Here is a 23911-nt window from a genome sequence, read left to right as displayed (position 1 = left end):
TTGCGTGCCACTGGCGCCGGATCGCCTGGCCTATCGCGAATACGTGCCGGATCTGTGTCGCTATGAGAGTCATCAGGAAAATGCGGCGATGGAGGCTGAAGTGGTTGCCGACACGCTTGAACAGCTGCTGGAAGGACAGCTTCTGGCCTGCCCGCCGGAGGATTGGCGGGCATCCAGCCTGGCCGGCGATTATCATTCCCTGTTCCAAGATTTGATTCAGGCAGGATCAGCCAGTTCCTGAACCTGTTTCTTCCTCAAATCTGTCTCAGATCAATCCCGTTCCTTTGCGGTTGGCCCGGCCGATACTAGACTCAGAACTGTCTTTCGGCCTCACCACAAGGAGTTGTGGCCATGGAGTTTCATACCCTCGATGGCAATGAAGCGGTGTCTTCGGTGGCTTATCGCCTGAGCGAGACCATTGCCATCTATCCGATTACCCCTGCTTCGGTCATGGGCGAGCATGCCGATGACTGGGCGGCCCTGGGCAAGCCCAATCTCTGGGGGCAGGTGCCAAGTGTGGTCGAAATGCAGTCCGAGGCTGGTGCCGCGGGTGCCATGCACGGGGCACTGCAGGCCGGTTCACTGGTGACCACCTTTACTGCGTCCCAGGGGCTGCTGCTGATGCTGCCCAATCTGTACAAGATTGCCGGTGAGCTGTCGCCCTTCTGCATGCATATTGCTGCGCGCAGCGTTGCCACCCATGCCTTGTCGATCTTCTGCGACCATTCCGATGTAATGAGTGCCCGCGGTACCGGCTTTGCCCTGCTGGCTTCGGGGTCGGTACAGGAGGCCCAGGACCTTGCGGCCATCGGCCACGCCGTCACCCTGGAAAGCCGGGTGCCGGTGATGCATTTCTTCGACGGCTTTCGCACCTCCCATGAAATCTCCAAGATTGCGGCGCTCAGTGACCAGGATTTGCAGGCGCTGGTATCGCACGACGGAGTTGAAGCACATCGCAGCCGCCGGATGACACCGGACCGGCCAGTGGTTCGCGGCACCTCCCAGAACCCGGACGCCTTCTTCCAGGCCCGGGAGGCCATCAATCCCTTCTATCAGGCATTCCCGGGGAAGCTTGAAGCCGTGATGGACCGTTTCGCCGGTATCACCGGTCGGCAATACCGTCTGTTTGATTATGTTGGGCACCCTGAGGCCGACAGAGTGGTCATCCTGATGGGTTCCGGGGCCGAATGCGCCCATGAAACGGTGGAGTGGCTGCTGGCGCAGGGTGAGAAGGTCGGGGTTCTCAAGGTCCGCCTGTTCCGGCCCTTTGCCACGTCGCGTTTTCTGGACGCTTTGCCCGATACCGTCGAACATCTCGCGGTGCTGGATCGCACCAAGGAACCGGGAGCCCAGGGTGAGCCCTTGTTGCTGGAAGTCAGCGGTGCCCTGATGGAGGCCTACAGCCGGGGGGATCGGAAGGTACTGCCCCGGGTGATTGGCGGCCGATATGGGCTGTCTTCCCGTGAGTTTACGCCGGCCATGGTCTGCGCCATTTTCGACGAACTTAAAGCGGCAGCGCCGAAAACCCGCTTCACCGTCGGCGTGCGGGACGATGTCAGCCACCTTTCGCTGGAGGTGGATAGCGAACTGGATATTGAATCCCCGAAAACCCGCCGGGCGCTGTTCTTCGGTCTCGGTGCCGATGGCACTGTCAGCAGCAACAAGGCCAGCATCAAGATCCTGGGTGAGGGCACGGAGCTGTTTGCCCAGGGCCATTTTGTCTATGACTCCAAGAAATCCGGCGCTACCACTGTCTCCCATCTGAGATTTGGGCCGCTGCCGATCCGCTCCAGTTACCAGATCAACAGGGCCCAGTTTGTCGCCATTCACGCGCCCCAGTTTCTGGAGCGGTTTGATGTGCTCGAACACGCTGCCGAGGGCGCCACGGTGCTGCTCAATGTGCCCTGGTCAAAGGACGAGATCTGGGATCGGCTCTCGGTCGAGGTCCAGCGGGTATTGGTCGAGCGCAAGGCTCGGCTGTTCGTGATTGATGCCGCCGAGGTGGCGGAAAAGGCGGGTCTGGAGCGGCGGATCAACACCGTGATGCAGGTCTGCTTCTTCGCCCTGGCAGATATCCTGCCCCGGGAAGAGGCCATTGCCCATATCAAGGAATCCATTCGCAAAACCTGGGGCCGCCGTGGGCCGGAGGTGGTGCGCCGCAACGTGGAAGCGGTGGACTCGGCCCTGGACAACCTGCATGAGGTGCCGGTCCCGGACAAGGTGACGGCAACACGCACCCGACCGCCAAGGGTGCCCGAGAATGCGCCGGACTTTGTGCAGAAAGTCACTCGCCTGTTACTGGAGGGGCAGGGGGACAAACTGCCGGTCAGTGCGTTCCCGCCGGACGGTACCTGGCCAACGGGAACCAGCCAGTACGAGAAGCGAACCATCGCCCTGGAAATCCCGATCTGGGAATCCGACCTCTGCGTGCAGTGCAACTTCTGCGCGATGATTTGCCCGCACACCGCGATCACCAGCAAGGTGTTTGAGCCCGAGTCGGTCAAAGGGGCGCCGGAGGCGTTCGAGGTGGTGCCGGAAACCCAGACGTCTGAACTGGAGGGCCTGGATTACCGGATTCAGGTGGCGCCGGATGACTGCACCGGTTGTGGGCTGTGTGTCGAGGTCTGCCCGGCAAAGGACCGCACCCAGCCCAAACGCAAAGCGATCAATATGCAGCCGATCGAAGCGCACCGTGAGGTGGAGGCAGAGAACCTGGCGTTTTTCCGGCAATTGCCGGCTGTGCCCAGAGACCGTATCCCCCGGGACTTCAAATCCCTGCCGCTGCTGATTCCCCTGTTCGAATATTCCGGCGCCTGCTCCGGCTGCGGTGAAACACCCTACATCCGTCTGCTGACCCAGCTGGTGGGCGATCGGTTGCTGATTGCCAATGCCACCGGATGTTCCTCGATCTATGGTGGCAATCTGCCCACCACGCCTTACACAGTGAACGCCGACGGCCGTGGTCCTACCTGGAACAACTCGTTGTTTGAGGACGCGGCGGAACTGGGCCTGGGCATGCGTCTGGGGCTGGACAAGCTTGTCGGTCGGGCCTGGCAGTTACTGGAAGGGTTCCGGGAAGAACTACCTGACGGACTCTACCCGGAGCTGACCAGCGCCTGCACCACCGTTGATGAATGGGCAATGGCAGCCAGACGCACAGCCATTGAGCAGCTGCGGAACTGGCTGGCAGACAAGCAGACGCCAGAGGCCCGGGAACTGGACAGTCTGGCCGATGAGCTCTGTCCGAAGAGTGTCTGGGTAATAGGGGGCGACGGCTGGGCCTACGATATTGGTTATGGCGGTCTCGACCACGCCCTGGCCTCGGGTCAGAATGTGAAACTGTTGGTACTCGATACCGAAGTCTATTCCAACACCGGCGGGCAGCAGTCCAAGGCCACCCCCATGGGTGCGATTGCCAAGTTCGCCGCTGCCGGCAAGGCCACCCGGAAGAAGGATCTGGGCCTGCTGGCCATGAGTTATGGTCACGTCTACGTGGCCCAGATTGCCATGCAATCCCACAGCAACCACACCACCAAGGCCCTGCAGGAAGCCGAGAGCTTCGACGGCCCGGCACTGATCATCGCCCACAGCCCCTGCATTGCCCACGGTTACGACCTGGTGCACTCGCCCGCACAGCAGAAGCGGGCGGTAGACAGCTGGGCCTGGCCGCTGTACCGGTTTGATCCCCGGCGTATTCACGAGGGGCTGCCGCCCCTGCAATTGGACTCCCTGCGTCAGAAAGTCACCATGAAAGCCTACATGCAGGAAGAAGCCCGCTTCCGGATGCTGGAGCTGCGGGATCTCCAACGCTATGAACAGCTGGTGGCTGCGGCTTCGGAGGCGGCCACTGAACAGCGTGAGCTCTACAAGCAGCTGGCGGGGATTCACTTTGAGCCCCATGAAACTTCTGACGCTGACAATGAAAAGGGTGAACGTCATGACTGAATTGGCAACCCGTTGGCTGGGGTTGGAGCTTCGCTCCCCCCTTGTGGTCGGCGCCAGCCCCCTGACCGATGACCTGGACGCGCTGAAGGCCTGTGTTGACGCTGGCGCCGGTGCCGTGGTGATGCATTCCCTCTTCGAGGAGCAGTTGGTGGAGGAGCAAATGGCGGCTCACCGGTTTATTGATTCGCGGATCAACATGGACGCCGAAGCCCGATCGTTCTTTCCCGAATCCGAGTTGTTCGAGATGGGATCGGACAGCTACCTGCAGCGGTTGGAGCTGTTGCGACATTCGCTGGGTGTGCCGGTGATTGCCTCGCTCAACGGTATTTCAGCGGGTGGCTGGACCCGGCATGCACGTGAGCTGGAAGCGGCGGGCGCCCATGCTATCGAACTGAATCTCTATGACCTGGCCTCGGATCCGGAGGAAACAGCGGAGGCACTGGAACAGAGACAACTCTCGGTTGTGAGGTCAGTGGCTGAGCAGGTGAGCATTCCGGTCAGCGTCAAGCTATCGCCTTTCTACTCGGCCTTGCCTGCGTTCGTCGCCGGTATCGAAGAGTCGGGGGCCCGGGGCGTGGTGTTGTTCAACCGGTTCTATCAGCCGGATATGGATCTGGATGAGCTGGAGTTAAGCCGGGAGGTGGTGCTGTCGACCAGTGCCGAGCTGCCGTTGCGGTTACACGCAGCCGCCATGTTGTTTGGCCAGACAACACTGGAGATGGCGGTTTCGGGTGGCGTTCACAGTGGTGACGATGCGGCAAAAGCCATTCTTTCGGGCGCTTCCGCTGTGCAGGTGGTCTCGGCCGTGTTGTCGGAGGGTACTGGCGCCCTGTCGAGGATTACCCGGGAAATGACGGCTCGGCTCTCCGGAATGGGATACCGCTCGCTGGCGGAAGCCCGGGGCGTCCTGTCAATGGCGAACGCCCCCAATGCCCGAACCTGGGAGCGTCTTAACTACGCCCGCCTTCTGCACGGCTGGAAATAGAGCGGCTCAGGGTCAGAGAACCTGCTCCGGCACCTCGCGGATCCGACCGTGCTCATCAATGGCAACGTAGACGAACAGACCCTCGGTGACCTTACGTGGATTCTTGGCAGTGCGGTCAAGGGTCCACACTTCCACGCTGATTTTCATGGAACTGCGGCCGATATCGACGAGTTCGCAGTAACAACCTACCTGGGACCCTACTCGCAACGGTGACAGGAACTCCATCCGGTCCATGGCCACGGTGGCGTTACGGCCCTGGGAAATCCGTCCGGCCATGGTCGCCGCGGCGAGATCCATCTGTTTTACCAGCCAGCCGGCAAAGACATCGCCATTGGCATTGGTGTCTGAGGGGAGCGGGATAATCTGCAGGGTGAGTTCGCCACGGGGCGTGGGTTTGTCATCATCTAACGCTGTCATAGTACTGCCTTCTTGCGAGACTGGAATTGTTTTAACACGCATGGTAGCGGGCTGAAGCAGCGCTGCAAGCAAATTTGAACATTCCTGACTATATTTCAGAAGCTGTAACAAAGTTGTCACAGAGTGCCATTAGTCTGCACCCATCGGTAAAGCACATCCGACAAAACGTCCAAACCAAAAAATGGAGACATGACGTGATGAAACTGAACAAAGCACTCGCGACTGTAGCACTGGCCGGCTCCGTAGCCGCCATGTCTGCACCAGCCATGGCCCGTGACACCATCAGCATCGTGGGTTCCTCAACTGTTTATCCGTTCGCCACAGTTGTTGCCGAGCGTTTCGGCACCAAGACCGACTTCAGCACACCCAAGCTGGAATCCACCGGTTCAGGCGGCGGTCTCAAGCTTTTCTGCCAGGGCATCGGCACCCAGCACCCGGACATCACCAACGCGTCACGTCGCATGAAGACGTCCGAGTTCGAACTCTGCCAGAGCAACGGCGTTACAGACATCACCGAATTCCGCATTGGTTCTGACGGCATCGTGATCGCCAGCTCTAAAGAAGCTGAGAACCTCGATATCACCCTCGAGCAGCTGTTCCTGGCCCTCGGTTCCAAAGTGCCTGTTAACGGCGAGTGGGTAGCCAACCCGAACAAAAACTGGAGCGATGTTGACTCCAGCCTGCCGAACAAGCCGATTCGTGTAATGGGTCCGCCCCCGACTTCCGGCACCCGTGATTCCTTCAACGAGTTGGCTCTCGCCGCTGGTTGCGACGAGCTGCCTGAAGCCGCCAGCCTGAGCAAGGACGAGCACGCCTCCATCTGCGAAAGCGTTCGTGAAGACGGCGCCTTTATCGAAGCGGGTGAAAACGACAACCTGATCGTGCAGAAGCTGATTGGCGACACCGGCATGTACGGTGTATTCGGTTACAGCTTCCTGGAAGAAAACGCAGACCGTCTGCAGGCTGCCACTCTGAACGGTATGATCCCGACTGCCGAAGCCATTGCTGCGGATGAGTATCCGGTGGCCCGTTCGCTGTTCTTCTACGTGAAGAAAGCTCATGTTGGTGTGGTTCCGGGCATTGCGGAGTATGTCAGTGAGTTCACCAGCAACGCTGCCATGGGCCAGAACGGCTACCTGAAAGATGTGGGCCTGATCGTGCCGCCGCGGGCTGCTTTGATGGACCTGATGGACAAGGCAGAAAGCATGCCGAACCTGACCCTGGACGAGCTCAAGTAAGACCGTCGTCCGGTCAAGAATGGAGGTGCGGGTCTCGTTGGAGGCCCGCACCTTTTGCACGTTTGGACGATCCGGTGCGAGTTCAGAGCTGAATCTGTAAACTGTGCGCCAATTCGAAGTCGAATACAGGAATTTTCATGCAACCGGCTAATCTTTTATTACTGACTCTGGTGCTGGCGATCGTGGCCTATTGGCTCGGTTACGCTCGCTCCCGGTCGTTGGCGATGCCGCTGGGTGGGATCCGTCACCTCAAGTCCCTGCCTTTTTATTACGGAGCCCGAGCGGCATTGTGGAGCGGTATCCCCGCTCTTATCGTGCTTGGTCTTTGGGCGGCATTCCAGGGCAAAGTCATCCAGATGATCGTTATTGGTGGTTTGCCTGAAGGTATAATCCCGGCGACCGACGGTGAGGCGAGCCTGCTGTTGAGCAAGATCAGCAATGTGGCCAGCGGAGCCTTGCCTCCTGGCTTCGTTGAAGCACCGATAGCTGAGGCCGCCGAGCGTTTACAGGCACTGCGCACGCAGAGTCGGTTCCTGATGTCTGGTCTTGTAATCTCGGTTGCCGTGCTTGCGGGTTTTCTCGGGTGGTTGAGAATTCGCCCCCGCCTGAATGCCCGTTCCCAGGTCGAGTCCATTCTCAAGTGGGTATTTTTCGCCTGTGCGGCCCTGGCTATATTGACCACCGTCGGAATCATTTTCTCGGTGGCGTTCGAGACTTTTCGTTTCTTTGGCAAGGTCCCGTTCACCGAATTTATCTTTGGTAGTCACTGGAGCCCCCAGACCGCTCTGAGGGCCGATCAGGTGGCTTCTCAGGGCGCCTTCGGGATGATTCCCCTGTTTACAGGTACCCTTCTGATTTCTGCCATTGCCATGGTTGTGGCTGTGCCGGTGGGCTTGCTGTCGGCCATTTACCTGTCGGAATACGCGGGTAGAAAGGTGCGCGGTGTGGTCAAGCCGTTACTGGAAATGCTGGCGGGTATTCCCACCGTGGTTTACGGCTTCTTCGCCGCTCTTACGGTCGCTCCGTTTATCAGCGATCTGGCCGCATCCATGGGTATCGAGGCATCAAGCCAGAGTGCCCTGGCCGCTGGTGCCGTTATGGGCATCATGATCATTCCGTTTGTGTCTTCCCTGTCGGATGACGTGATCAATGCCGTGCCCCAGGCCATGCGTGATGGCTCTCTTGCGCTCGGAGCCACCCAGTCCGAGACCATGAAAAAGGTGATTTTCCCGGCTGCACTGCCCGGCATCATGGGCGGTATTCTGCTGGCGGTCTCCCGGGCCATCGGTGAAACCATGATCGTGGTCATGGCCGCTGGTCTGGCTGCTAACCTGACGGCCAACCCGCTGGAAACGGTTACCACCGTAACCGTGCAGATCGTGACCCTGCTCACCGGTGACCAGGAATTCGACAGCGCCAAGACGCTGGCTGCCTTCGCATTGGGCGCCATGCTCTTCCTGGCAACCCTGTTGCTCAACGTCATTGCACTGAAAATCGTACGCAAATATCGGGAACAGTATGACTGACCAACGTTCACAGGCGGAGATTGTCCGCCAGTCGCTCAAGCGTCGCTACCGTAAGGAACGCCGTTTCCGCGCCTACGGCATCATGGCAATCGCCATTGCCCTGGGGGCCCTGTTAATCCTGTTCACCGATATCATCGGCAAGGGTTATACCGGCTTCGTGAAGACCACCATCACCATGGATGTGCAGTTGGATGGTGAGATGATGTATCTGGATGATCCCACGGACGAGCGTCAGATCAAGATGGCCGATTTTGTCGAGCCTCTGGTTCAGGCACTGATCAAGGAGATCCCTGGAGCAACGGAGGATGACCGGAATCAGGTTCGCGAGCTGATCAACCCGTACGCCTCGGTGACGCTACGGGATGCCCTGAAGGCAAACCCCGATTGGTTGGGCACCACCCAGACCATGACCTTTCTCACGCACACGGATGTGGATGTCTACGTCAAGCATGCAGGGGATGATGCCTACTCGATCAAGCTGAACGACCAGCAAAAAACCTGGGTCGATGAGCTTCTGGAGCGGGACGTTATCGAGACATCGTTCAATGATGTGTTCTTCAGTGGCGGCGATTCCCGTGATCCGTCCAAGGCAGGTATTCTTGGCGCCATTGTCGGTTCGCTGCTGACCATGTTCGTTACCCTGATCCTCTCGTTCCCGATTGGTGTGGCCGCGGCGATCTACCTGGAAGAATTCGCGCCCCAGAACAAATTCACCGATTTTATCGAGGTGAATATCAACAACCTGGCGGCGGTTCCTTCCATCATCTTTGGTCTGCTTGGCCTCGCGGTGTTTATCAACCTGTTCGGGATGCCACGTTCGGTTCCGGTGGTTGGTGGTCTGGTGCTGACGTTGATGACTCTGCCGACCATCATCATTTCCAGCCGGGCCGCGATCAAAAGCGTACCACCCTCGATCCGGGAGGCCGCTGAAGGTATCGGTGCATCCAAGATGCAGGTAGTTCTGCACCATGTGCTGCCGCTGGCCATGCCGGGTATGCTCACCGGTTCCATCATCGGTATGGCCCAGGCACTGGGTGAAACCGCACCGCTGCTGCTGATCGGTATGGTGGCGTTCATTGTGGACGTACCCGACGGGTTCTTCGATTCGGCGACGGTGCTGCCTGTGCAGGTGTTCCTGTGGGCGGGCAGCCCGGAGCTGGCCTTTATTGAGCGAGCGTCGGCAGCCATCATGGTGCTGCTGGCCTTCCTGATCAGTATGAACGCATTGGCCATCTGGATGCGCAAACGTCTCGAGCGCCGGTGGTAAGGAGAATCAAGATGAATAGTGTGAATACAACCATTACCAGTGAAGTTACCCAACCGGACGAGGTTGCCGTGCCAGTTCAGGAATCGAAGCCCGCTGAAACCATCATCGAGGAAGGCAAGACCGTCGGTAAGCCTTACTCGGACGACCCCAAGTTCAAGCTTCGGGATGTCGAGGTATTCTACGGGGATGCCCCCGCGATCAAGAAGATCAGCCTTGATATTGGCCGTAACGAAGTCATTGCCTTCATCGGCCCATCCGGTTGCGGCAAATCCACCTTCCTGCGCTGCCTGAATCGCATGAACGACAGCATCGATATCTGTCGTGTGAAGGGTTCCCTGCAACTGGACGACCACGACATTTACGACCCCAAGCGGGATGTGGTCGAACTGCGGGCCAGGGTCGGTATGGTATTCCAGAAGCCGAACCCTTTTCCCAAGTCCATCTACGACAACGTGGCTTACGGCCCCCGGATTCACGGGCTGGCCAACCGCAAGTCGGATCTGGACGAGATAGTGGAAAACAGTCTGCGCAAGGCCGGCCTCTGGGAAGAGGTAAAGGATCGCCTGGACGCCAACGCAACCGGCATGTCCGGCGGCCAGCAACAGCGTCTGTGTATTGCCCGTGCCATTGCCGTGAGCCCGGAAGTGGTGCTGATGGATGAGCCCTGCTCGGCCCTGGACCCTATTGCGACCGCGAAAGTGGAAGAGCTGATTGCCGAACTGTCCGAAAGCTACACGATCGTTATCGTGACCCACTCGATGCAGCAGGCGGCCCGGGTATCTCACCGTACGGCCTACTTCCACCTGGGACACCTGGTTGAAGTGAACGAGACCAACAAGGTATTCACCTCGCCGGAACATGAACTGACCGAGTCCTACATCACCGGCCGTTTTGGCTGATTCCGGACCTGAGGAATTTTGGAGAAGAACAGTATGCCTACAAAGAAGGACGACGTTTACGGGGATCACATCTCCCACAAGTTCAATGACGAACTGATGGAGCTCAAGACCGAGTTCCTCAAAATGGGCGGCATGGTTGAGGCCCAGGTCGATAATGCCATCCTCGCCCTGGTGGATGGCGATGGTCATCTGGCCGACGAAATCCGTGCCAACGACAAGAAAGTTGACCGGATGGAAGTGGAAATCGACGAGGAGGCCACCCTGATCATTGCCCGTCGCCAGCCGACGGCCCGGGATCTGCGTCTGGTGATCTCAGTCATCAAGATGGTGGCCGACCTTGAACGGGTTGGCGACGAGGCCAAGAAAATCGCCAAGCTGGCCATCAAGCTGCAGGAAGAGGGCCAGGCCCCGCGGGGCTATGTGGAAGTACGCCACATTGGCACCCACGTGCTCAGCATGCTTCACGATGCCCTGGATGCCTTTGCCCGGCTGGATTCCGAGCAGGCGTTGCGGATCATGAAGGAAGACAAGCGCGTCGATGAGGAATATCAGGCAGCTGCTCGGACCCTGCTGACGTTCATGATGGAAGATACCCGTAACATTTCACGGTGCATGTCGGTGATGTGGGTGCTCCGTGCCCTGGAGCGGGTGGGTGACCACGCATGTAACATTGCTGAGAACGTGATTTTCATGGTCAAAGGCGAGGACGTTCGTCATACGCCGGTTGAAGAGGCTGAGAAAGTCGTCGGCCGCTGATTTTTTGGCCTGGGAGGAGGGCCGCCGCGTGGTGCGGCTTTCCGAGACACGCTCGAGCCGTCCATGGTCGCTTGGCTTTCGCCATCCATGGCGAAAGACAGTCCCGGAAAGCCGCACCACACGCCGTCCGATCAGAGCTGGGAGTCAGCCTGGTCCCTTAACAAAACAGATAATTGGGCGCCTACGAGCGATAGCTCCCAGGTTTGAGCAAGTGGGCCGGCAATGCTGTTTGGGACTATCTTTCGCCAGGGATGGCGAAAGCTAAGCGCGCATGGATGCCTTGAGCGTGTCCCAAACAGCATTACCGGACCGCTTGCCGGCACCCAAGCCTAAAGCAATCAGGCATGCTTCATTTTTTCGGTATACGGCGGCCAGCCCAGCGGCTTCCCGGCAAGAACATGCAGATGAATGTGGAACACCGTCTGCCCTGAATTTTCCCCGCAGTTCATGACGACTCGATAGCCGTCGTCGGCAAAGCCCTTCTCCTTGGCAATTTTCGCAGCCACCAGATACAGATGCCCCACCAGTTCCCGATCTTCCTCGGTGATGTCGTTAATGGTGGCGATGGCCTTTTTCGGGATGACCAGGAAATGAACCGGCGCCTGGGGGTTTATGTCGCTGAAAGCGAGGGCGATGTCGTCTTCGTAGAGGATGTCCGCGGGAATTTCCCGGTTGATGATCTTGGTGAAAATCGTCTCTGACATGGTGGCTCCTTTGCACTTGTCCTTGGGATTGTTGTTTGGCTCTAAAGCTGATTCAGGCCCGGAATCCGGGAGGCTATCTGCCGCACCACGGCCGGCAGTTTCTCGTCGATGCCCATGGCGTAGCGGGCAACCCGGTTGCGGGCGAAGGGTAGGGCGCGGGCGGCGCCGAGGCCGAGGTTGCGTAGCAGGTGGACGGGTGGAATCCGGTTGCTGAACAGATGGTAGAACAGATCCATGGTCAGCATCATTCTGCGGTTCGCCGGCCGGCGCTGTTGTTCGTAGAGGTTCAGCCACTTCGGATTTGCCAGATCATCGCCGGCGCGCTTGGCCTCTTTGAGGGCTGACTGGAGGGCTTGCGCATCCTGGAATCCCAGGTTCACCCCCTGGCCGGCCAGCGGGTTGATGGTATGGGCAGAATCACCGGCCAGGACAACTCGTCCAGAGTGATATTGTTTGGCGTGCTGGCGGGCGATGGGGAACGAGGCTTTGATGTCGATGTGGGTCAGCAAGGGCAAACTCGCGGGAAACGACGACTGGATTTCGCTCATCAGGGTGCTGTCGTCCAGGGCTTTCAGGCGTGCCAGTTCATCGGGCGAATCGTACCAGACCAGGGAGCCCCAGCTTTCACCCGGATGTTCCGGACCGGCACTGTGCAATGGCAGGAAGGCTCGGGGCCCCGAGGGGTGAAAGCCCTGCCAGGTAATGTCTTCAACCGGCCCCTGATAGCGTACCGAGATAACCATTGCCTGCTGGTCATACTGGTTACGGGTTACGCCGATGCCGGCCAGGTCCCTGATCCGGGATTGGGCGCCATCGCAACCGACTACAAGGCTTGCTAGCAGCTCGCGGTCGTCATCCAGGGTGACCGTGGCTGTATCACCGGACTGCGCCAGTGAGGCGACACCCTGACCGTGGAACAGGGATATCTGGGGGCAGGCCTCGGCGGTTTGCCAGAGCGCCTGTTGGGTTACTGAGTTTTCGACGATGTGTCCCAGGTGGTGGGCGCCCAGCTCGGTGGCGTCGAATTGGACCTCAGCCAGTTTTCGGGGCACCAGGTTCTGCAGTGGATAGCGGGTTTCATCCCACACGGCCAGTCGCCTATAGGGCGTCGAGCGCATCCCGAGGATGTGGTCCCAGGCGCCCAGGCTCTGGAGATAGCGCTCACTGCCGGCGCTCAGGGCAGAAACCCGGATGTCCGGGGCGCTTTCCGGGTCAAAGTCGGGGGGCGGAGCCCGGTCGACAAGGGCAACGCGGAAGCCATTCTGGCCGAGGCCAGTGGCGAGAGCAGCGCCGACCATGCCGGCACCAACTACGACAATATCAAAGACTTGAGTCATATCGGTTTCCTGTCTGATGCCCTCAGTTTACGCGATGACGGCAGCCAGACAAGAGACCGGGATCAAGCCGGAATGAAAACCCTCAATAGCCTGCCATACCTGACACCCGCGGCTCGGCAGCGTCGTCAGGCCTGCGACGGTTCTTGATCAGCCAGGCGGGCTTCTGTGCACCCGGTTTGTTGAATCCCTGGTTCAGGACCATGGGTTGCACGAGGGTCAGGAAATCCGAGGTTTTCATATGTGCCGATTCGCTGTGGCTGCCTGCGGCGAACGCCAGTTCGGGCTGCTCGGTCAGCGCTTCGGCGCAATAGACGGTCATTCCGAACAGGTTGCCAAAGGGGGGCATGGCGCCTACCTCGCAATCCGGGAAGCGGTCCTGGAATTCCTGTTCGTCAGCGAGGTCAAGAAAGTCGGTGTCGAGGATGCGGGATAACCTGTCCCAGCGGATTCGCCAGGTGGCCGGCATCACCAGCATTGCCATTTTACCATCCAGTTCGATGATCACCGTTTTGACGATACGGTCGCCGGCAATCTTGACGTGGTGGGCGAGTTCCTGGGCGGTAAATGCAGGAGGGTGGGAGAGGCACATGTATTCCACACCCGCCTCATCGAGGAATTCCTTCAACTGCTGTACCGGCATAGTGACAACCTCCTACCAGCAATGACAGCGTTCCGGAGCCTGTGTTGATCTAATTGCCTGGCCCCGATGGCCTGGCGGGGTTGGTCAACCCCGCCATTAATGGTCAGCTTAGTTGAGGTTACGCAGTTTGCGAGTAACCGGATGTATCAATGAGAAACCGATCGCGAATCTCAGTCGGTTTTAATCATATGAATATCGCGCTGGGGGAACGGAATGCTGATGCCCTCGGCGTCGAATGCTTTCTTCACTTTCTCATGCATGTCCCAGTAGAAGGGCCAGAGATCACCTGATTTGGTCCAGGCCCGAACGGTCAGATCGACGGAGCTTTCGCCCAGGGCACCAACAACGACCAGTGGTTCGGGGTCCTTCAGTGCGCGCTCGTCTTCTTCAATGAGGCGCTTGCAGATGGCCTTGGCCTTGTCGATGTCATCACCGTAGCCGATGCCGAAGCTCATGTCGCAGCGACGGGTTTCATAGGCGCTCAGGTTGGTCAGGCTGGCGTTGGCCAGTTGACCATTGGGAATCACAATCCGGCGGTTATCGAAGGTGTCGACAATGGTGTACAGGATGGAGATTTCGCGGACGGAGCCGAGGTAGCCCTGAGCATCAATCGCGTCACCAACTTTGAACGGTTTGAAGATCAGGATCAGCACGCCGCCGGCGAAGTTGGCGAGGCTGCCCTGAAGCGCAAGACCGACGGCCAGGCCGGCAGCACCGATAATGGCAATGAAGGAGGTGGTGGCAATGCCGACCATGGAGGCGACAGAGATCAGCAGCAGAATCTTGAGGATTGCTCCGATGAGGCCGCAGAGAAACTTGTTCAGAGTGGGGTCTTTTTTGCCCAGCTTGTTATCTAGAACGCCGACGAACCGGTTGATCAGCCACATGCCCACAATCAGAGTGACAATGGCCAACACGACCTTGGGGGCGTATGTCATGACCAGAGCCATGGCCTGATTCATGAGTTCCGAGGCACCGCCTTCAGCGCCAAATAGGTCTTCCATAAAGGACTCCTTGTTCGTTGGTATTTTTCATAAGTGTCTGATTAACGGACAAATTCCTGCAACAACATGATTCGTCTACTTCTTTATATAGCAGACAAATGTCGTGAGTGTGTACTGCAGGCGTAATATTCAGTCAGGGCCTTACGCAACCGAGCTTTTGTTGGCCCAGTCGAGAATGGTCTTGGGGCCTCCACGAACAAGAATCCGGCCTTCTTTCTTGCCCAGTTGGTAGTCGTACATTGGGTCGTAATAATCCTGGAGCAGTGACTGGATCCAGGCGTTATGGGCCGCTGTCTCTCCGGTGGCTTCCTGCTGCAGGAGTGCCTGGTCCATCAGGCCGCGCAGCTGCTGGTGTCGCTCCCCGCCCAGGCGCTTGCGGATGCGGTCAATGGCGCTCAGCAGATAGTCCCGGAAATTCAGCCAGCCTGCTTCGGCCCCGTCGCGATCCACGTAATCCGAGTACATTCCCTCAACATAATCTTCGCGAATGATGCCAATACGCTCTTCCATCGGTTGCTCGAGGATCAGCAACGGCGACCTGGCCATGCGCTCCTTGAGGGATTCGGGCAGGGCGCAACGGCCCACCAGGCGGCTTTCATCTTCCAGATAGACCGGACCACTGTTCAGGTGGCGGGCTTTGAGCATGGCGACCGCCAGCCGGTTCTCGAAATCGATCTGTGAAGGCTGCGGTGTTACCTGACGCCCGAAACTGGAGCCCCGGTGATTGGCCAGGCCTTCAAGATCCACCGGATTGGGTAACTGTTGCAGAACCCGCGTTTTGCCGGTTCCAGTGCGCCCGCTGAGAATGCGGAACTCGCCGGATTCGATCTGCGCTTCCAGACTGTCGATCAGGAATCGGCGCAATGCCTTGTAGCCGCCTTTGACCAGCGGGTAGTCAATGCCGGCCTCCCGGATCCACTGCTGAGTGAGCCGGGAGCGCAGGCCGCCCCGAAAACAGAACAGGTAGCCGTTCGGGTGGCGGGCGACAAAACGTTTCCAGGCTTCAATGCGCTGGGCCTTGATGTCACCGGACACAAGCTGGTGCCCCAGTTCAATCGCCTTGTCCTGACCTTTCTCCTTGTAACAGATGCCAACCCGATGGCGCTCCTCATCGTTCATCAGGGGCGCGTTTTCGGTATTCGGAAAGCTGCCACGGCTGAACTCTACCGGTGCCCGGACGTCCATCAGCGGCACATCGTTCAGGAACAGGGAAAGGTAGTCGTCGGTGTCGGGTCTGCTTGCCATTTCAGCGGTAAACCAGTTGTCAGATGGAGGCGGCAGTATAGCGGAAATGGGGTTTTTCTGCTTGTCGCCGCCTGTTTCCCGTACTGGTCACGGGTACAATAACGCCTTCCGGAAAATTGAGGTTGGGTACCCCATGTCAGTGGACAGTCTGAATCAGCACCTGCGCAAAACCCTCTCCCGAGGCCGGGTGGCCGTTTCCCGTCCTGCCGGCTGTGAGCGCATTGCCCTGTACCTCTTTGACCCGAGGGTGCTTGAGGGGCCGTTATCGCACGAAGAGGCCCAGGCGGTCGTTGCCGAACCCGCCTACTGGTCGTTCTGCTGGGCCAGCGGCCAGGTGCTCGCCAACTGGATTCTGGACAATCCCCATTGGGTTGAGGGCAAGCGCGTCCTGGATTTCGGCTCGGGATCCGGAATCGTGGCTGTCGCGGCGGCAATGGCCGGAGCGAAGGAAGCCATCGCCTGTGACATTGATCCGGCTGCGCTGGACGCGGCCAATGCAAATGCGGCTCTCAATGGTGTTTCCGTTGGCCTTTGCCCTGACTGGGCAGCCCGACCGGACGAAATAGATGTCGTGACCGCCGCGGATGTGCTCTATGATCCGGAAAACCGGCCGTTGCTCGGCGTTTTACGCGAGGCGGCTCCTCGGGTGCTGCTGGCGGATTCGCGGATGAAAGTGTTGGGTGACGATGCCTACCGCAAGCAGACAACGCTTGAGGCCCGGACCTGGCCGGATCTTAACGAATTCGAGGAGTTCAATAGGGTTCGTATCTACCTGGCCGAGAACAACCAGTGATGGATCAGAGGTGAGAAAAAAGAAGGTATAAAAAAATAAAGGGCAACCAAACGGTTACCCTTTCTCGGAACAGGTCGGCGCATCCTTGCGCATTTGGCAACAGCCGTGTTGCGAGATCCTTGAGCCACTCCGTGGTGCCGGCATCCGAGCCGGCTATCCGAATAGTTATCCCTTAAGCGAGGCGTCCTTGTGTCCCTACCTCTCCCCGCGATCCTTGCCGGGGTGCATCCAGTGCGTCGTCCATTTCCCTGTCATCCTTGACAACAACAATATACCAACTGGATTCTGACAAACGTGTGAACTGTGCACGCATCGCAGGAGATGTCAGCGTGGGTGTCTGCAATAAAATAAAGTTATCAGTGAGTTAGCTTTTCCCTAAAGAGTTTCTGGCACTGCCGCGCACACAACGTCACTGCAAGATCTCACGCCTGTGTAAGAGATATCTCACAGCGATTCTGGCGAATTTCGCAAATCCGGTTTTCCGGCGTTTCGGATGCCGGGCCAGGGAAGAAGTCCGATGGCAATGCCGGCGCCGTCCGCAGCCAGATCGGCCAGGGAAAATTCCCGATAGGGCAGGGTTGCCTGGATAAGCTCAATGCCAAGGCCAAAGCCCAGCAGCGCCGGCGCAAACCAGATGGCCCGCAGCTCCGGCCAGGCCAGCCGGGTGAGAATGGTGAGCTCGAGGAAGGCGATAAAATGGTTCACCTTGTCGTTCGACGATGAAGGTATGGCATGAGGGCTGTCGGTTGTCGCCAGAAACCCGATGGCCAGAACGGAAACCACAAAGGCTGCCTGCCAGAGGGGGCGGAATTGCAGCAGGCTGGTCAGTTGTTGTTTCAATGTATCCATCGGGGAAGTCACTGAGCGTTCTCGGGCTGTGGGAATGTTGCCAACATGATATGCTTTGCGCCCCGTCATTGTCATTGAAGCGGAGGTCCTGCCAGCTATGCTCAAGGGTAATTTTTTTCGTGGACTGGGCTACCTGGGTGAGGGTTTCCGCCTGATTCGTCAGCCCGGTCTTCGGCTGTTCGTCATCATTCCACTGGTTATCAATATTCTGCTCTTCGGATTGCTGTTCTTCTTCATGGGAGAGCTGTTTGCAGGCCTGATTGCCACCGCGATGTCGTGGTTGCCGGACTGGGCGTGGCTTCAGGCACTGGATTGGCTGTTCTGGATTCTGTACGGGGCGGTCATCGTACTGATGCTCGCCTACGGCTTTGTGATCGTTGCCAATCTGATTGGTTCCCCTTTCTATGGCTATCTTGCCGAACTGACAGAAAAGCACCTGACCGGCCAGGAGGTGAATACCGATGACAGTTGGGCATCGATCATCAAGGATATTCCCCGCGCACTCTGGCGCGAGGTTCAGAAGATCCTGTATTACCTGCCGCGGGCTATCGGTTTGCTGATCATCGGTCTTATACCGGTTGTTAATCTGGTGGCTGCTGTTCTCTGGTTCCTGTTCAACAGCTGGATGATGGCGCTGCAATACGTGGACTACCCGGCAGACAACCACAAGGTGAGTTTCCCTGCCCTGCGACGGTTGCTCGGCGACACACGCCTGTCTGCCTTTGGCTTTGGCCTGCCGGTGGCGCTGGCTGCCATGGTGCCGGTGCTGAATCTGTTTGTGGTGCCGGCGGCGGTATGTGGGGCGACGGCTTACTGGGTGCGTGAGAACGGCGCCACAAGAACTTAATTGGTCTGGAGGTTTCTTGGATACATCGGAATTTGTTATTGGTCAGCGTTGGGTCAGCCACAGTGATACCGGCCTGGGGCTCGGGATCGTCACGGATATCTCCGGGCGCCGGGTGACCCTGGGGTTTCCTGCCGCCGATGAGGAGCGCACCTACGCGATTGATAACGCCCCGCTGTCCCGCATCATCTATCAGTTGGGGGAAGAGATTGAGACCTTCGATGGCGAACGGTACACCGTCCGCGCAGTTGAGGACCGGGGCGGGGTGCTCCTGTATCACGGGGACGACGGCACCGATCTGCACGAAATATCCGAGGTGAAACTCGCCGGATCCGTGAATTTTTCTGCGCCGCACCAGCGGCTGTTTGCGGGCCAGTTCGATCGCAACGGCGCCTTTCGCCTGAGGTTTGCCACGCTTCAGCACATGAACCGCCTGCGGGCATCGTCAGCCCAGGGGTTGATCGGCGCCCGCACGCAGCATCTGCCACACCAGATATACATTGCCCATGAAGTTGCCCGGCGCCATGCGCCACGGGTTCTTCTGGCAGATGAGGTCGGTCTTGGCAAAACCATCGAGGCGGGGCTGATCCTCCACTATCAGCTGCACACTGGCCGGGCAAAGCGTGCCTTGATCGTGGTACCGGATTCCCTCACCCATCAATGGCTGGTGGAAATGCTCCGCCGCTTTAATCTGCGATTTTCCATAGTGGATCAGGGTCGCTACGACGCTCTGAAAGAGCAGGAAAGCGACGTGGATGCGCTGGTTAACCATATTTTTGGCGATGAAGATGCGGTGAATCCGTTCGAGAGCGAACAGCTGGTGCTCTGCAGTCTCGACTTCCTGAAGAAAAGCCAGAAGGCGCAGGACGATGCCCTCAAGGCTCACTGGGACCTGATGATTGTTGATGAGGCCCATCATCTTGCGTGGAGCCCTGAAGAGGTTAGCCCGGAATACCGGATTGTTGAGGAACTGTCGGCGGTCAGCCGCGGCCTGCTCTTGCTGACAGCAACGCCCGAGCAGGTGGGTATCGCCAGTCACTTTGCCCGCCTGCGGCTTCTCGACCCGGCCCGTTTCCATGATCTGGAAACCTTCCGCAGAGAAGAGCAGCAGTATGAAGCCATCAACAGTGTTGTCCGGCGGCTTCAGGACGAAAGCTCCGATATCAGCGAGGGCGATCATAAGCTGCTGCGGGAATGGTTGGGTGAAGAGCTGGACCAGCTGTTTGCCGGTGACAATCCGAGGCAATCGGTGATCGATGCCCTGCTGGACCGGCATGGTACCGGTCGCGTGCTGTTCCGGAACACCCGGGCGGCCATCCAGGGATTTCCCGAGCGTCGACCCGATCCTGAACCGTTGCCTTGTCCGGCCATGTACGAAGGGCAGGCCTCAGGTATTCAGGGGTTGACCCCGGAGCAACTGGTGCCCGAGGAGCAGTGGCTGGCGGACGATCCCCGGGTTGAATGGCTTGAGAAAAAGCTGATCGGCCTGCGCCCCGCCAAAGTGGTGGTGATCTGTGCCAGTGCCCAGACTGCCATGGTCCTGGAGCATTATCTCCAGCTGCGAGCGGGTATCCGCAGTGCTGCCTTCCATGAACACCTGAGCCTGATCGAGCGTGATCGTGCCGCCGCCTATTTCGCCGACACGGAGCAGGGTGCCCAGGCGCTGATCTGCTCTGAAATCGGCAGCGAAGGCCGCAATTTCCAGTTTGCCCATCATCTCGTGCTCTTCGATCTGCCTGCAAACCCGGACTTGCTCGAGCAGCGCATCGGGCGGCTGGACCGGATCGGTCAGACAGAAGCGATTGATATTCACGTGCCCTACCTCAGTGGCACCAGTCAGGAGGTGCAGTTCCGCTGGTTCCACGAGGGCCTGAACGCCTTTGCCGAGAGCTGCGCGGTGGGCGTTGCCGTTCAGGAAGCGGTGCAGGCCCAGTGGCAGCAGGCTATTGATGGCGACCTTGATGTGGCTGATGGACTCGTCGAGGCCTCTGCGGACGAAGCAACGCGCCTGAAAACGCTCTTGCAGGCTGGCCGTGATGCCTTGATCGAGCTGAATTCCTGTCGCCCTGAGGTGGCAGAGGATCTGATCGCCGCCATCGAAGACGAAGAATCCGAGGCCCGGGTTCGGGATTACATGATGGAGGCTTTTGACATCCTCGGCGTGGATGTCGAAGACCATGCCGATCACTCCGACATTCTGCGACCCGGCGAGCAATATCAGGCCGGCCATGTCGCCGAATTACCGGAAGACGGGATTACCGTGACCTGGGACCGACAGAATGCCTTGGAGCGGGAAGACCTGGCTTTCATGAGCTGGGAGCACCCGATGGTCACGGGGGTGATGGACTCGGTGACCAGCTCCGGCCTTGGCAAGGCCGCCCTCGCCAGTCTTTCCGTAAAGGCGCTGCCGCCCGGAACGCTGTTGATGGAGGCCCTGTTTACTGTGCACTGCCCGGCACCGGAAGCGCTCCAACTGACCCGCTACCTGCCGGTCTCGCCACTTCGGCTGCTGGTGGATGTAAATGGCAAGGAGCTTTCGGGCGCGTTGCCTCACGACCGGCTCAACGAGATGTGCTCGAATATCCGGCGGCGCACGGCCCAGGCCATCGTTCCGCAGATCCGGCCCCAGGTGGAAACCATGGTGGACCACGTGGAGCGGTTGTCGGAGCCTCATCTGGAGCCCCTGAAGTCTCAGGCGCTTGAGCAGTTGGAGGCCAGTTTCGGACCGGAAATCCGTCGGCTGGAAGCATTGCAAAAGGTGAATCCGGCGATTCGTGAGGAGGAAATCGACTTTTTCCGCGATCAGTTCGAAGCGGCAAAAGAGGCGATAGGGCACGCCAGTCTGGCATTGGAAGGCATTCGTGTGATCGTGACCGCATAATGCCAGGTGTGATCTCCGTAACTGGCTGACTGTGCGGCATTTGCTGGTCAGCCCTCATCTGATGCGGTACCGTAAACGTAACGGTTTATAGTCTTCGACATTCCCGAACCATGGATGATAGAGAGAACCTATGATGACTTTCATACTGTTTGTAGTGGCACTGGCTGGCCTGCTGATTGTGATGCGGCGCGAGTCTGGTGCAACGTCCGCGATTGGCGTAATGGCCGTTACCGGCCTGCTGTCGCTGATTTTTGCCTCTGGTTTGCTGGCCCTGGTTTTGTTTATTGGTGCCGCCCTAACAGCTGCTGCCGGCCTCCCCGGGTTTCGCCAAAGCTGGCTGACACCCCGCATTTTCGCGATGTTCAAGAAGGTCGCACCGAAGGTTTCCGAGACTGAGAAAGTGGCTCTCGAAGCCGGTACGGTCGGCTGGGACGGTGAACTGTTCACTGGTCGGCCTGACTGGCACAACCTGCTGATCAACCGCAATACCGGCCTGAGCGAGGAAGAACAGGCCTTCGTCGACAATCAGTGTGTCCAGGCAATTTCCATGTGTAACACCTGGGACGTGGCGGTCGAGCGGGCTGATCTGCCCAAAGAGCTGTGGGACTTCCTCAAGAAGGAAGGTTTCTTCGGGATGATCATTCCCAAGGAATACGGTGGCCTCGAATTCTCTGCCAAGGCGCAGTCTGCAGTTCTGCAAAAACTGGCATCCAACGAGACGCTCATGGTGTCTGTGGGCGTACCCAATTCCCTTGGTCCTGGCGAGCTGCTCGTCAAGTACGGCACCGAGGAGCAGAAAAACCATTACCTGCCAAGGCTTGCAGACGGTCGTGAAATTCCTTGCTTTGGTCTGACGGGCCCAAGGGCTGGTTCAGATGCGACGTCGCTTCCGGACACCGGTATCGTTTGCAAACAGAAAGTCGATGGCAAGGAAGTTGTCGGTATCCGGCTCAATTTCGAGAAGCGCTGGATCACCCTGGCGCCCATCGCCACGGTTGTTGGCCTTGCCTTCCGCATGTTCGACCCGGACGGGCTTCTGGGCGAAACCGAAGACTACGGTATTACCTGCGCACTGATCCCCAGGGACACCAAAGGCATGGAGATCGGCCGTCGTCATTGCCCGATTGGCAGCCCGTTCCTGAATGGCCCGATCAAGGGTAAAGATGTCTTCATTCCGCTGGACTACATCATCGGTGGCGTGGATATGGCCGGTCAGGGCTGGCGTATGCTGGTTGAGTGCCTGTCGGTGGGTCGCTGCATCACCCTGCCGTCCGGTGCGGCCGGTGCGGCTGCGTCGGCCGTTGGCACCGCTGGTGGTTTCACCCGTATCCGCCGTCAGTTCAATACGCCGGTTGCTGATATGGAGGGTGTGCAGGAGCCTCTGGCCCGAATCGCCGCCAAGACCTATATCTCTCAGGCAGCTGTAAACCACACTGCCAATATGATTGATAAAGGTGAGAAGCCGGCAGTGCCGTCTGCCATCCTTAAATACCACCTTACCGAGTTCCAGCGCGGTGTATTGACCGATGCCATGGACGTTCACGGTGGCAAGACCGTCACGCTTGGCCCGCGTAACTACCTGGGCATAGGCTACAGCGGTGCCGCTGTCTCGATCACTGTTGAGGGTGCCAACATCATGACCCGCAGCCTGATGATCTTCGGCCAGGGCGCCATTCGCTGCCATCCGTATGTGCTCAAGGAGCTGGCGGCCAAGGACAACGATGATATCAACGCGTTTGACGATGCGTTCTTCGGCCACGCCGGGCTGATTTTCGGCAATGCCGCCCGCGCCTTCACCCAGGCTCTTGGTCTTGGACGGGCAGATGTGCCGTTTGACAGTGCCAGTCGCAAGTACGCGCAGGCCGTGGCCCGCTTCAGCGCAGCCTTTGGTCTGTGCTCGGATGCCGCGATGACCACGCTTGGCAGCGAACTGAAAATGCGGGAGCTTATCTCTGCACGGCTGGGGGATATGCTGTCCAACCTGTACCTGGCTTCCATGGTCCTCAAGAACTGGCACGAGACCCAGCCGGTAGAGGGTGAGAAGGAAGTAATGGAGTACAGCCTGGGCATGCTGCTGCATCGCACTGAAAACGCCCTGGATGAGTTCCTCCAGAACCTGCCGAATCGCGCCGTGGCGCTGGTTCTGCGGGGCGTCACGATGCCGCTTGGCCGTCGCTGGGGCAGTCCGCAAGACGACCTTGCGCGCAAACTGGCTCGTGCAATATCCACAGACACGCCTATCCGCAATAAGCTGATTGCCAGCATCTGGCATACCAATGGCGAGGGCACCGTGGAGAATCCGGTGGCTCGCTACAACGGTCTGCTCAAGGACTACGACAAGGCAGAACAGCTATACCGGAAAGCGACCAAGGCCTACGCCAAAGGTGAATTGCCGATGACCGCCTTGCATCCGGAAGAGCGGTTTGAGGCGGCCCTGAAGGCTGGTATCTATACCAAGGAAGAGGCCGATTTCATGCGCCAGTATGAGACGGTGGTACTCGAGATGCTAACGGTCGATGACTTCCCGTTTGATGAGTTTGCGCGCAACAAGGAGACAGTGATTGATCACAACCCTGCCTGA

General features: G+C 58.6%; 18 protein-coding genes and 1 pseudogene. 12 read left to right on the top strand and 7 right to left on the bottom strand.

Going from position 1 to position 23911, the window contains the following annotated elements; all coding sequences use genetic code 11:
• The 3 genes and pseudogenes from B2W52_RS10275 to B2W52_RS10265 all read left to right on the top strand — a co-directional run.
• Positions 1–241 (top strand): annotated as a pseudogene (locus tag B2W52_RS10275) (tRNA-queuosine alpha-mannosyltransferase domain-containing protein); the annotation flags it as partial.
• A gap of 110 nt (positions 242–351) precedes the next feature.
• Positions 352–3945 carry a pyruvate:ferredoxin (flavodoxin) oxidoreductase gene (gene nifJ / locus B2W52_RS10270; RefSeq protein ID WP_053113210.1) on the top strand — a complete coding sequence of 1198 codons (3594 nt, stop codon included), beginning with the start codon at positions 352–354 and terminating at the stop codon, positions 3943–3945.
• The gene (locus B2W52_RS10265; RefSeq protein ID WP_053113209.1) at positions 3938–4930 is read left to right on the top strand and encodes a dihydroorotate dehydrogenase-like protein; all 993 of its coding nucleotides are present in this window, start codon (positions 3938–3940) and stop codon (positions 4928–4930) included. The genes nifJ and B2W52_RS10265 overlap by 8 nt, the downstream gene beginning before the upstream one ends.
• A gap of 12 nt (positions 4931–4942) precedes the next feature.
• Here B2W52_RS10265 and B2W52_RS10260 read toward each other — a convergent pair whose 3' ends face one another.
• Positions 4943–5347, bottom strand: coding sequence for an acyl-CoA thioesterase (locus B2W52_RS10260; protein WP_008172970.1), 405 nt, complete (start codon positions 5345–5347; stop codon positions 4943–4945).
• Positions 5348–5544: 197 nt separating this feature from the next.
• On the opposite strand from B2W52_RS10260, the gene B2W52_RS10255 reads away from it, so the two are divergent.
• The 5 genes from B2W52_RS10255 (at position 5545) to phoU (ending at position 11033) form a co-directional block, all read left to right on the top strand.
• The gene (locus tag B2W52_RS10255; RefSeq protein WP_008172969.1) at positions 5545–6585 is read left to right on the top strand and encodes a substrate-binding domain-containing protein; all 1041 of its coding nucleotides are present in this window, start codon (positions 5545–5547) and stop codon (positions 6583–6585) included.
• Between the two features lie 137 nt (positions 6586–6722).
• Positions 6723–8111 (top strand): phosphate ABC transporter permease subunit PstC, encoded by a 1389-nt coding sequence (gene pstC / locus B2W52_RS10250; protein ID WP_008172968.1) that lies wholly within the window; start codon positions 6723–6725, stop codon positions 8109–8111.
• The gene (pstA, locus tag B2W52_RS10245; protein WP_053113208.1) at positions 8104–9378 is read left to right on the top strand and encodes a phosphate ABC transporter permease PstA; all 1275 of its coding nucleotides are present in this window, start codon (positions 8104–8106) and stop codon (positions 9376–9378) included. Before pstC ends, pstA begins: the two co-directional genes overlap by 8 nt.
• An 11-nt stretch (positions 9379–9389) precedes the next feature.
• Positions 9390–10277 carry a phosphate ABC transporter ATP-binding protein PstB gene (gene pstB, locus B2W52_RS10240; RefSeq protein WP_041645688.1) on the top strand — a complete coding sequence of 296 codons (888 nt, stop codon included), beginning with the start codon at positions 9390–9392 and terminating at the stop codon, positions 10275–10277.
• A gap of 33 nt (positions 10278–10310) precedes the next feature.
• A complete protein-coding gene (gene phoU, locus B2W52_RS10235) occupies positions 10311–11033 on the top strand; it encodes a phosphate signaling complex protein PhoU (protein WP_008172965.1) in 723 nt (240 codons plus the stop codon).
• Between the two features lie 338 nt (positions 11034–11371).
• On the opposite strand, the gene B2W52_RS10230 is transcribed toward phoU, so the two are convergent.
• The 5 genes from B2W52_RS10230 to mnmH form a co-directional block, all read right to left on the bottom strand.
• Positions 11372–11737 (bottom strand): histidine triad nucleotide-binding protein, encoded by a 366-nt coding sequence (locus B2W52_RS10230; protein ID WP_053113207.1) that lies wholly within the window; start codon positions 11735–11737, stop codon positions 11372–11374.
• A 41-nt stretch (positions 11738–11778) separates the two neighbouring features.
• Positions 11779–13074, bottom strand: coding sequence for an FAD-dependent monooxygenase (locus B2W52_RS10225; protein ID WP_053113206.1), 1296 nt, complete (start codon positions 13072–13074; stop codon positions 11779–11781).
• 82 nt (positions 13075–13156) lie between these two features.
• On the bottom strand, positions 13157–13714 hold the full coding sequence (locus B2W52_RS10220; RefSeq protein ID WP_273069543.1) for an aminoacyl-tRNA deacylase: 558 nt from the start codon (positions 13712–13714) through the stop codon (positions 13157–13159).
• Positions 13715–13884: 170 nt separating this feature from the next.
• Positions 13885–14718, bottom strand: a complete 834-nt coding sequence (locus B2W52_RS10215; protein WP_273157394.1) for a mechanosensitive ion channel family protein — start codon at positions 14716–14718, stop codon at positions 13885–13887.
• Between the two features lie 141 nt (positions 14719–14859).
• Complete coding sequence (gene mnmH / locus B2W52_RS10210) at positions 14860–15963, bottom strand: tRNA 2-selenouridine(34) synthase MnmH (RefSeq protein ID WP_273069541.1); 1104 nt, start codon at positions 15961–15963, stop codon at positions 14860–14862.
• A gap of 133 nt (positions 15964–16096) precedes the next feature.
• Between mnmH and B2W52_RS10205 the strand changes: the two genes are divergently transcribed.
• Positions 16097–16756, top strand: a complete 660-nt coding sequence (locus B2W52_RS10205; protein WP_041645686.1) for a class I SAM-dependent methyltransferase — start codon at positions 16097–16099, stop codon at positions 16754–16756.
• Between the two features lie 444 nt (positions 16757–17200).
• On the opposite strand, the gene B2W52_RS10200 is transcribed toward B2W52_RS10205, so the two are convergent.
• A complete protein-coding gene (locus B2W52_RS10200; protein ID WP_108018574.1) occupies positions 17201–17605 on the bottom strand; it encodes a VanZ family protein in 405 nt (134 codons plus the stop codon).
• A gap of 97 nt (positions 17606–17702) precedes the next feature.
• Here B2W52_RS10200 and cysZ point away from each other — a divergent pair, with 97 nt between their 5' ends.
• The 3 genes from cysZ (at position 17703) to B2W52_RS10185 (ending at position 23911) form a co-directional block, all read left to right on the top strand.
• The gene (gene cysZ, locus B2W52_RS10195; protein WP_008172957.1) at positions 17703–18452 is read left to right on the top strand and encodes a sulfate transporter CysZ; all 750 of its coding nucleotides are present in this window, start codon (positions 17703–17705) and stop codon (positions 18450–18452) included.
• 16 nt (positions 18453–18468) lie between these two features.
• Positions 18469–21330 (top strand): RNA polymerase-associated protein RapA, encoded by a 2862-nt coding sequence (gene rapA, locus B2W52_RS10190; protein ID WP_286802842.1) that lies wholly within the window; start codon positions 18469–18471, stop codon positions 21328–21330.
• Positions 21331–21460: 130 nt separating this feature from the next.
• On the top strand, positions 21461–23911 hold the full coding sequence (locus B2W52_RS10185) for an acyl-CoA dehydrogenase (RefSeq protein ID WP_053113201.1): 2451 nt from the start codon (positions 21461–21463) through the stop codon (positions 23909–23911).

The organism is Marinobacter sp. UBA2498, from assembly GCF_002341575.1.
Lineage (GTDB): Bacteria > Pseudomonadota > Gammaproteobacteria > Pseudomonadales > Oleiphilaceae > Marinobacter > Marinobacter manganoxydans.
This window is presented reverse-complemented; position numbering and strand designations above follow the sequence as displayed.

Bases quoted from the DNA above. Each gene is read 5' to 3' on its own strand.
- nifJ (WP_053113210.1), top strand. From the start codon at position 352: ATGGAGTTTCATACCCTCGATGGCAATGAAGCGGTGTCTTCGGTGGCT.
- B2W52_RS10265 (WP_053113209.1), top strand. From the start codon at position 3,938: ATGACTGAATTGGCAACCCGTTGGCTGGGGTTGGAGCTTCGCTCCCCC.
- B2W52_RS10260 (WP_008172970.1), bottom strand. From the start codon at position 5,347: ATGACAGCGTTAGATGATGACAAACCCACGCCCCGTGGCGAACTCACC.
- B2W52_RS10255 (WP_008172969.1), top strand. From the start codon at position 5,545: ATGAAACTGAACAAAGCACTCGCGACTGTAGCACTGGCCGGCTCCGTA.
- pstC (WP_008172968.1), top strand. From the start codon at position 6,723: ATGCAACCGGCTAATCTTTTATTACTGACTCTGGTGCTGGCGATCGTG.
- pstA (WP_053113208.1), top strand. From the start codon at position 8,104: ATGACTGACCAACGTTCACAGGCGGAGATTGTCCGCCAGTCGCTCAAG.
- pstB (WP_041645688.1), top strand. From the start codon at position 9,390: ATGAATAGTGTGAATACAACCATTACCAGTGAAGTTACCCAACCGGAC.
- phoU (WP_008172965.1), top strand. From the start codon at position 10,311: ATGCCTACAAAGAAGGACGACGTTTACGGGGATCACATCTCCCACAAG.
- B2W52_RS10230 (WP_053113207.1), bottom strand. From the start codon at position 11,737: ATGTCAGAGACGATTTTCACCAAGATCATCAACCGGGAAATTCCCGCG.
- B2W52_RS10225 (WP_053113206.1), bottom strand. From the start codon at position 13,074: ATGACTCAAGTCTTTGATATTGTCGTAGTTGGTGCCGGCATGGTCGGC.
- B2W52_RS10220 (WP_273069543.1), bottom strand. From the start codon at position 13,714: ATGCCGGTACAGCAGTTGAAGGAATTCCTCGATGAGGCGGGTGTGGAA.
- B2W52_RS10215 (WP_273157394.1), bottom strand. From the start codon at position 14,718: ATGGAAGACCTATTTGGCGCTGAAGGCGGTGCCTCGGAACTCATGAAT.
- mnmH (WP_273069541.1), bottom strand. From the start codon at position 15,963: ATGGCAAGCAGACCCGACACCGACGACTACCTTTCCCTGTTCCTGAAC.
- B2W52_RS10205 (WP_041645686.1), top strand. From the start codon at position 16,097: ATGTCAGTGGACAGTCTGAATCAGCACCTGCGCAAAACCCTCTCCCGA.
- B2W52_RS10200 (WP_108018574.1), bottom strand. From the start codon at position 17,605: ATGGATACATTGAAACAACAACTGACCAGCCTGCTGCAATTCCGCCCC.
- cysZ (WP_008172957.1), top strand. From the start codon at position 17,703: ATGCTCAAGGGTAATTTTTTTCGTGGACTGGGCTACCTGGGTGAGGGT.
- B2W52_RS10185 (WP_053113201.1), top strand. From the start codon at position 21,461: ATGATGACTTTCATACTGTTTGTAGTGGCACTGGCTGGCCTGCTGATT.